At 67.8% G+C, this 2,849-nt stretch carries 3 protein-coding genes; 2 read left to right on the top strand and 1 reads right to left on the bottom strand.

Going from position 1 to position 2,849, the window contains the following annotated elements; translation table 11 throughout:
- Both EB084_23125 and EB084_23120 read left to right on the top strand, forming a co-directional pair.
- On the top strand, positions 1-871 hold an 871-nt coding region (locus EB084_23125), incomplete at its 5' end, for an acyl-CoA desaturase (protein ID NDD31157.1).
- Positions 697-1,689, top strand: coding sequence for a DUF1295 domain-containing protein (locus EB084_23120; GenBank protein NDD31156.1), 993 nt, complete (start codon positions 697-699; stop codon positions 1,687-1,689). The genes EB084_23125 and EB084_23120, both read left to right, overlap by 175 nt.
- Before the next feature lie 76 nt (positions 1,690-1,765).
- On the opposite strand, the gene EB084_23115 is transcribed toward EB084_23120, so the two are convergent.
- A partial coding sequence (locus EB084_23115; GenBank protein ID NDD31155.1) for a hypothetical protein occupies positions 1,766-2,849 on the bottom strand: 1,084 nt, incomplete at its 5' end.

The following is a 2,849-nucleotide window of genomic DNA, read 5'->3' as shown; positions in this document are numbered from 1 at the left end:
CCGCGCCTGGGTGCTGGCCGCCATCCCCTTTGCCCTCATGCACCTGGCCTGCCTGGGCGCGCTGCTCACCGGCGTGAGCGGCGTCGCCCTCGCGGTGTGTCTCGTGGCCTACCTCGTACGCATGTTCGGCATCACGGCGGGCTACCATCGCTACTTCGCGCACCGCGCATTCAAGACAGGGCGAGGCTTCCAGGCGGTGCTCGCCATCATCGGCTGCGCGTCGGCCCAGCTCGGCCCCCTGTGGTGGGCGGCCCATCACCGCCACCATCATGCCTTCTCCGACACCGAGCGTGACCCGCACTCACCCGCGCGACAGGGCTTCCTCTGGTCGCACATGGGCTGGTTCCTCCACCCGTCGAACAAGGCCACCGACCTCGAGGCCATCCGCGACTTCGCCGCCTTCCCGGAGCTGCGGATGCTCGACGCGCTCCCGCTCATCGCGCCCACCGTGCTGGCCTTCGGCATGCTGGGGCTGGGCAAGGCGCTGCAGCAGCTCGGCGTGAACACCAGCGGCCCGCAGATGCTGGTATGGGGCTTCTTCATCTCCACCGTGCTGCTCTACCACGGCACCTTCGTCATCAACTCGCTGGCGCACGTCTTCGGCAGCCGTCGCTATGAGACGCGCGACGACAGCCGCAACAACGCCCTGCTGGCCCTCATCACCCTGGGCGAGGGCTGGCACAACAACCATCACCGATGCCCGTCGGCCTGCCGTCAAGGCTTCTACTGGTGGGAGCTCGACATCACCTGGCTCGTGCTGCTCGCCCTCGAGCGCGCCGGGCTGGTGTGGGACATCCGCCCCGTACCCGCCTCGGCCTATCGGGCCGATCGGCGGTTCGTCGATACCGAGCAGAGAGACACCGCCGCATGATGATCGCCCTCTCCATCGCCCCACAAGGCTCGGCAGCCTGTGCCGCCCTCGATCTCCTCCCCGTGAACGCCGCGCTCGTGCTCGGGCTCATGACGGCCTTGTGGGCCTTGAGCGTGTTGAAGCGAGACGCAAGCATCATCGACCCATGGTGGTCGATGGCGTTCCTTCTCGTGACGGGAAATACGGTGTGGCGCACCGGCCCGACGCCCGGCAAGACCCTGCTGCTGGGGCTCGTGTCGATCTGGGCGCTGCGCCTCTTCGTGCATCTCGAGAAGCGCAGCATCGGTAAACCGGAAGACCCTCGGTACGCCGCATTCCGCAAAGCCGCGGGCCCCTCGTGGTGGTGGAAGAGCCTCTTCCAGGTCTTCTTGCTGCAAGGGGTGCTGGTGCTCGTCATCTCGGCGCCCCTGCAGGTGGCGGCCGCCGCCGCGCCCCCCGACGCCGTCTCGCTGGGCGACCTGGCGGGGTTGCTGCTCTTCATTGTGGGCTTCGCCTTCGAAGCCATCGGTGACGCCCAGCTGCAGGCATTTCGCAACGACCCGGCATGCAAGGGCAAGGTGCTCGACAGCGGCCTCTGGCACTACACCCGCCACCCGAACTACTTCGGCGAGGCCGTGCTCTGGTGGGGCTACTGGCTGTGCTGCCTCGACCAGGCTCACGGCGCCCATACCGTCTTCGCCCCCATCTTGATGACCTTCTTGCTGCTTCGTGTCTCCGGGGTAACCATGCTCGACGCGCACCTGAGCGCGACACGGCCGGGCTACGCCGAGTACATCCGCCGAACATCCGGCTTCATTCCCCGCAAGCCCCTCGACTGAGCCGCTTCCCCCGTCGCCCCTCCGACGCGTGTCGGAGGGGCGACGGGGGAAGCGGCTCAGGTGCCTCGCGCGCGGATCAGAGCCCCTTCACGAAGGCCAGCAGCTCGGCCCGCTCCTGCGACGTGAGCTTGTTGTAGAGACCGAGGGAGACCTTCGCCTCACCCTGGTGACGGGCGATGGCGTCTTCAACGGTGCGCGCCGAACCGTCGTGGAGGTAGCCGAACTGCTGGGTCACCCCCATCAGGAGCGACGTGCGCAGCTTGTTGGCGGGAGCGCTTCCTTGCACGATGCCGTCGCCCGTGCCGATGTCGTGGAGCAGGAAGTCGGAGAAGGCCCAGACGCGTCGTCCGCGGAGCTCGGGGATGTTGCCCCCCGCCACCCAGGAGGGACGGTGGCACACCGCACAGGCGGCTTTGTTGAAGGCGGTGTAGCCCTTCGAGAGCGCGGTCTCCGCAGCGAGATCGTCTTTCTGGTGCAACGATGCGCGCGAGGGGTAGGGAGCGACGTAGCGCATGAAGCTGGTCAGGCGGTCGATATCGGCCACCCCTGCGGCGTCCGGCGCGTCTTCCACCTGGTCGGCGGCAATGGTCACAGCGGATGCGTTCGAGCGGTTCTCAATGGGGAAGAGGCGATTGCTCACGCCCATCTCGTTGGCGTAGGCGTCACCCGCGAAGTCGACGAGCAGCGCCTGCTGGCACTTCCATCCGAAGCGCCCCACGTGAACCGTGCCGTCGGTCGGGCTGGTCACGAAGTTGACCTGCCCCGCCTGTCCCGGAGACGCCTTGGCCTGAGCCGCGGCGTAGGCGGTGATGTCGGCGTCAGGAATCGCCTCGATGAGACCGAACCCGTAGACACCCGTGGTGCGCCGCCTGGCGGTGACGTTCGCCTCCGCGGGAATGGCTTCCAGAGGAACCCCCGGCACCGCGTTCGACTGGAGCAGGCTGCCGCCCTTGCTGTCGAGGGCGTCGAACACGCCCGCGAGGCTCTTGCCGAAGCGCGTGACGCGCTGTGACCCGGCGCCTCCCACGGCGGGGGCGGAGTGGCACTCGGCGCACGAACGCCCGTTGAAGACCGGTCCGAGCTTCGGCTCCTTCTCGACATCGGTGAAGCTGATCTTGCCTGCGTTGAACGCCGCGAACTCGACAGGCGTGAGTCCGGTA

The organism is Pseudomonadota bacterium (assembly GCA_010028905.1).
Classification (GTDB): Bacteria; Vulcanimicrobiota; Xenobia; order RGZZ01; family RGZZ01; genus RGZZ01.
Note: the sequence above shows the minus strand (reverse complement) of the source record. Positions and strands in the feature narration are given on the sequence as shown.

What these genes read in the sequence shown, in the direction of transcription:
- EB084_23120 (NDD31156.1), top strand. Translation starts at nt 697, where the DNA reads ATGCCCGTCGGCCTGCCGTCAAGGCTTCTACTGGTGGGAGCTCGACAT.